The sequence below is a fragment of the Streptomyces sp. NPDC059695 genome, from assembly GCF_042733785.1.
GTDB lineage: Bacteria > Actinomycetota > Actinomycetes > Streptomycetales > Streptomycetaceae > Streptomyces.
This window is the reverse complement of the sequence record NZ_JBHWFF010000001.1, coordinates 48860-53158: the sequence shown is the minus strand read 5'-3', so window position 1 is coordinate 53158 and position 4299 is coordinate 48860. Positions and strand designations below refer to the sequence as shown.

Sequence of the window (4299 nt, the reverse complement as noted above, 5' to 3'; positions counted from 1 at the left end):
TGGTCGAACGGGGCCACGTCCACGGGCACCGCGCGCTGGACCCCGGTCTACCCAATCCGCCCCTCCGCCCCCAACGCCCCTGTCCCGCCCTCGCCCCCCGGCCGGGGGTCGAGGGCGGGTGCGTCAGTACGCCGTGGCGGGCTTCGGGCTGGGGCCGTACGCGTTGTCGTCCCGCTCGCCCTCGGTGGCGAGGAAGGCGATCAGGACGACGGCGCCGACCACGGGTATCAGACCGAGGAGGATCGACCAGCCGGAGCGGCCGGTGTCGTGCAGGCGGCGGACGGTGACGCCCAGGTGCGGCAGGAGCACGGCCAGGAAGTAGACCGGATAGAGCAGCGGGAAGGTGCCGATCGCGAGGTCCACCGCGATGACGACGATCACCGCGATGATGTTGAAGAGTAAGAACATCCAGTGTTCCCGGCGGCGCGCACGCCCGGTGAACACCACGTATTTCTTGAGGACTTCGAGGTACCAGTTCATGTATCTCCCCCATGACGCGGGTGACGCGAGCTGGATTCCGCTCGCGCGGAGCACAGCTTTGCGCAAGATCGATCAGATTGTTTTAGCTTTGCTTTCGCTTCAGGGAATCTTGGTCCGGCACCCCTCGGGCCTGATGTCCTGCTGTCCGTGCAGTGGGCGCCGTGTACCACCTGCGACCCATTAGGTTAGGCTGGCCTTGCCTAGCGTGCGGGACCTGTTCCGGTGCGGCGGGTGGGAATCCAGACGGCGGATCGGGCAGAGGCGGGCGCAGGTGAGTGACGACGACCGGGCTTGCGCGCAACCCGCGCCCCGCCCTCCGGGCCGCCCGCGGCGGATGACGGGGCACGCGGGTCTCGTTCCGCTGCCCGGGACGAGGCGCCGTGGATAAGGTCGCGCTCACGGCCGGAGCCCTGTACGTCATCATCCTGCTCCGCGCCGGAGGAACGTTCGCCGTCGGGTGGCTCGCCGGCGCCGGTGCCCGGCGCAGCAGGTTCGCGGGGCGGATCTCGTCCGCGAAGTTCCAGCGTGCCGAGCGGGCGATCCAGAGGTGGGGCGCGCCGGTGGTGGCCGTCTCGTTCCTGACCGTCGGCTTCCAGACCGCCGCCAACTTCCTCGCGGGCAGCCTGCGCATGCCGTTGCCCCGCTACCTCCCCGCTCTCTTCGTGGGCGGGGCTGCCTGGGCCCTGATCTACGCGACCGCGGGGCTCGGCGTGCTCGAAGTGCTGGCCAGGCTCTTCGCCGAACGGACGGCCCTCGGGGTGTCCGCCGTGGCCGTCCTCCTCCTCGCGGTGTGCGGGGTGGTGGTGTACCGCAGGAGGAGGACGGTTCCGGCCCCCGACGCCGCCGTGCCCGACCAGCCCTGACCTGTTCGTCGGGGACGACCCGAGGAGCGTCTGCGCGGCTCCTCCGTCCCGTCCGTCGGGTCAGGCCGGGCACGCCCGCCGGATGACGCGCGGGGTCAGTTCAGCTCGTCGGGGTGCGGGCCGGTCCGCAGGTCGCGGTCGAGACCGGCGATCACCGCCATCTCCTCGTCCGTCAGGACGAAGCCGAACACGTCGAAGTTGGCGCGGATGCGGGCCGGAGTGACCGACTTGGGGATGACCACGTTGCCGAGCTGCAGGTGCCAGCGGATGACGACCTGGGCGGGTGACGCGCCGTGGGCTGCGGCGATCGCGACGATCGCCGGGTCGTCGAGGACCGCACCCTGCGCCAGCGGGCTCCACGCCTCCGTCACGATCCGGTGCTCGCCGTGGACGGCGCGGAGTTCCGACTGCTGCAGCGCCGGGTGCAGTTCGATCTGGTTGACGGCCGGGGTCAGCGCGGCTCCGTCCATGAGTCGGCGCAGGTGCTCGGGCTGGAAGTTGGAGACGCCGGCGGCACGGATCCGGCCCTCCTCGGCGAGGCGCTCCAGGGCGCGCCAGGAGTCGCGGTACAGGTCACGGGCCGGGGTCGGCCAGTGGATGAGGTACAGGTCGACGTAGTCCAGGCCGAGCTTGGCCAGACTGGCGTCGAAGGCGCGCAGGGTGGAGTCGTACCCCTGGTCGGCGTTCCACAGCTTGGTGGTGACGAACAGGTCCTCGCGGGCCAGCCCGGACGCAGCGAGGGCGCGGCCGACACCGGCCTCGTTGCCGTAGACGGCGGCGGTGTCGATGCTGCGGTACCCGGCCTCGAGGGCGGCCGTGACGGCGGTGGTGGTCGCGTCGTCGGCGACCTGGAAGACGCCGAAGCCGAGCTGCGGGATCTCGACGCCGTTGTTCAGGGTGATCGTGGGGACGGCGGAAGCGGTGGACGGTGCCATGGCGGGCGGGTGCTCCTTGACGGGCTGGGCGCGGTGCGCGCGGGGTGAGGGGGAGAGTCGGGTGGGTTCAGTGGGGGACGGGTGCGGGAGTGGGGGCGGGCGCCCGCGCCCCCCCCCCCCGCCGCGGCCCCCCCCCCCCCCGGGCCCCCCCCCCCGCGGCCCCGCCCCCCCCCCCCCCCCCCCCCCCCCCCCCCCCGCGGGGGAGGCGGGGGGGGGGGCGGGGGGGGGGGGGCGGGGGGGCGGGGGGGGGGCCCCCGGCGCTCCAGCGCCGCCGACCAGAGGGCGAGGAGCAGCGCGGCGCCGGCGAGGGCGGCGCCGACCCAGTTCGGGGCGGTCCAGCCGAGGCCGGCGGCGATGACGAGGCCACCGAGCCAGGCGGCGAGGGCGTTGCCGAGGTTGAAGGCGCCGATGTTGACGGCGGAGGCCAGGGTGGGGGCGCCGTGGGCCTGGTCCAGGACGCGCTTCTGGAGCGGGGGCACGGTGGCGAAGCCGAGCGCCCCGACGAGGAGGACGGTGATCGCGGCGAGGACCTTGTGGTGCGCGGTCACGGTGAACAGCGCGAGCACGACGGCCAGGCCGCCGAGGGCCACGTACAGCAGGGGCATCAGCGCGCGGTCGGCGAAGCGGCCGCCGAGGAGGTTGCCGAGGAACATGCCGACACCGAAGAGGACGAGGAGCCAGGTGACGGAACCGTCCGCGTAGCCGGCGACGTGGGTCATCATCGGCGCGATGTAGGTGATCGCGGCGAAGACGCCGCCGAAGCCGAGCACGGTCATCGCCATGGCGAGCAGGACCTGCGGGTTCCGGAAGGCCTTGAGCTCGCCGCGCAGCCGGGCGCCTTCGGGGCGGGGCAGGGCGGGCACGAGCCGGGCGATGCCGAGGAGCCCGACCACACCGAGTGCCGCGACGATCGCGAAGGTGGTGCGCCAGCCCACGGCCTGGCCGATGAAGGTGCCGAGCGGCACGCCGACGATGTTGGCGACGGTCAGACCGGTGAACATGGTGGCGATGGCGCCGGCCTTCTTCTCCGGCGCGACCAGCTCGGCGGCCACGACCGACCCGATGCCGAAGAACGAGCCGTGGGCGAGCGAGGCGACGACGCGGCCGGTCAGCATCAGCCCGAAGCTCGGGGCGAGTGCGGAGATCAGGTTGCCGAGCACGAACAGGCCCATCAGCAGCATCAGCATCCGCTTGCGGCTGACCTTGGTCCCGAAGACGGTGAGCAGCGGTGCGCCGACGACGACGCCGAGCGCGTAGCCGGTGACCAGGAGGCCCGCGGTGGGGATGGCGACCTCGTAGTCGGCGGCGATCTCCGGCAGCAGGCCCATGATCACGAACTCGGTCGTACCGATGCCGAAGGCTCCGACCGCGAGAGCGAGCAGAGCGAGCGGCATGGCACGCCCCCTTCCGGAATTGCTTGAACGATCCCTTTGCATGCCTCGACAATAATTGCATGCGCGCTATATATGCAAACGCGGGTAGGCGGTGTGCTCGGGAAGACGTCGACTGCGGGTGAAGTCGGGTGAAGCCGCCGGACCCGCCGGCCCGGCGACCGGCACCTCCGGCCGCGCGACCGCGGCGAAAGATCGACTTCCCTGGTGCGAGCCGCTCCCTGAGACTGGAGGGGACGCGTTCACCGAGCGGAGACCGAGGTGCCTGATGGCGGATTCGGAGGAAGACGCCCGCGCCATCCTTCTTGTCGTCGGGCGGCTGGTGAAGGCGCACCCCCGACTGGACGTCGACCTGGTGCAGAAGTCGGTGCAGACGGCGTACGAGGAGCTCAGGTACGCACGGGTGCGTACCTACCTGCCCGTGTTGATGGAACGAAGGGCCAAGGACCTGCTTCCCCCCGACGAGTGGACGGAACGAAACACCTGAACCCGGGCCGCCGACGCCCGACGGCCGGTCGCTCCCGGGTCGGCGCCGGCGGGGGGGGGCCGGGGGCGCGGGGGGGGGGCGCCGCCGCGGCCCGGGGGGGGCCGGGCGGGCGGGGGCGCCGGGGGGCGCGCGCCCCGCCCCCC

General features: G+C 72.8%; 4 protein-coding genes and 1 pseudogene. 2 read left to right on the top strand and 3 right to left on the bottom strand.

The features are described 5' to 3' along the window. Positions 1 to 123 precede the first annotated feature (123 nt). Positions 124 to 480, bottom strand: coding sequence for a DUF805 domain-containing protein (locus ACFV2S_RS00220; protein WP_385552522.1), 357 nt, complete (start codon positions 478 to 480; stop codon positions 124 to 126). Between the two features lie 380 nt (positions 481 to 860). Here ACFV2S_RS00220 and ACFV2S_RS00215 point away from each other — a divergent pair, with 380 nt between their 5' ends. Next, positions 861 to 1343 (top strand): DedA family protein, encoded by a 483-nt coding sequence (locus tag ACFV2S_RS00215; RefSeq protein WP_385552519.1) that lies wholly within the window; start codon positions 861 to 863, stop codon positions 1341 to 1343. 95 nt (positions 1344 to 1438) lie between these two features. Here the strand turns inward: ACFV2S_RS00215 and ACFV2S_RS00210 are convergent, their stop codons facing one another. Together ACFV2S_RS00210 and ACFV2S_RS00205 are read right to left on the bottom strand one after the other, a co-directional pair. Then, positions 1439 to 2278, bottom strand: a complete 840-nt coding sequence (locus tag ACFV2S_RS00210) for an aldo/keto reductase (protein WP_385552516.1) — start codon at positions 2276 to 2278, stop codon at positions 1439 to 1441. A 242-nt stretch (positions 2279 to 2520) separates the two neighbouring features. Continuing rightward, positions 2521 to 3672 (bottom strand): annotated as a pseudogene (locus ACFV2S_RS00205) (MFS transporter); the annotation flags it as partial. Positions 3673 to 3937: 265 nt separating this feature from the next. Between ACFV2S_RS00205 and ACFV2S_RS00200 the strand changes: the two are divergent. Further along, a complete protein-coding gene (locus ACFV2S_RS00200) occupies positions 3938 to 4156 on the top strand; it encodes a three-helix bundle dimerization domain-containing protein (RefSeq protein ID WP_385552513.1) in 219 nt (72 codons plus the stop codon). Positions 4157 to 4299: the final 143 nt, after the last annotated feature.

Excerpts from the sequence above, each read along its gene's own strand:
- ACFV2S_RS00220 (WP_385552522.1), bottom strand. The coding sequence starts at position 480 with ATGAACTGGTACCTCGAAGTCCTCAAGAAATACGTGGTGTTCACCGGG.
- ACFV2S_RS00200 (WP_385552513.1), top strand. The coding sequence starts at position 3,938 with ATGGCGGATTCGGAGGAAGACGCCCGCGCCATCCTTCTTGTCGTCGGG.
- ACFV2S_RS00210 (WP_385552516.1), bottom strand. The coding sequence starts at position 2,278 with ATGGCACCGTCCACCGCTTCCGCCGTCCCCACGATCACCCTGAACAAC.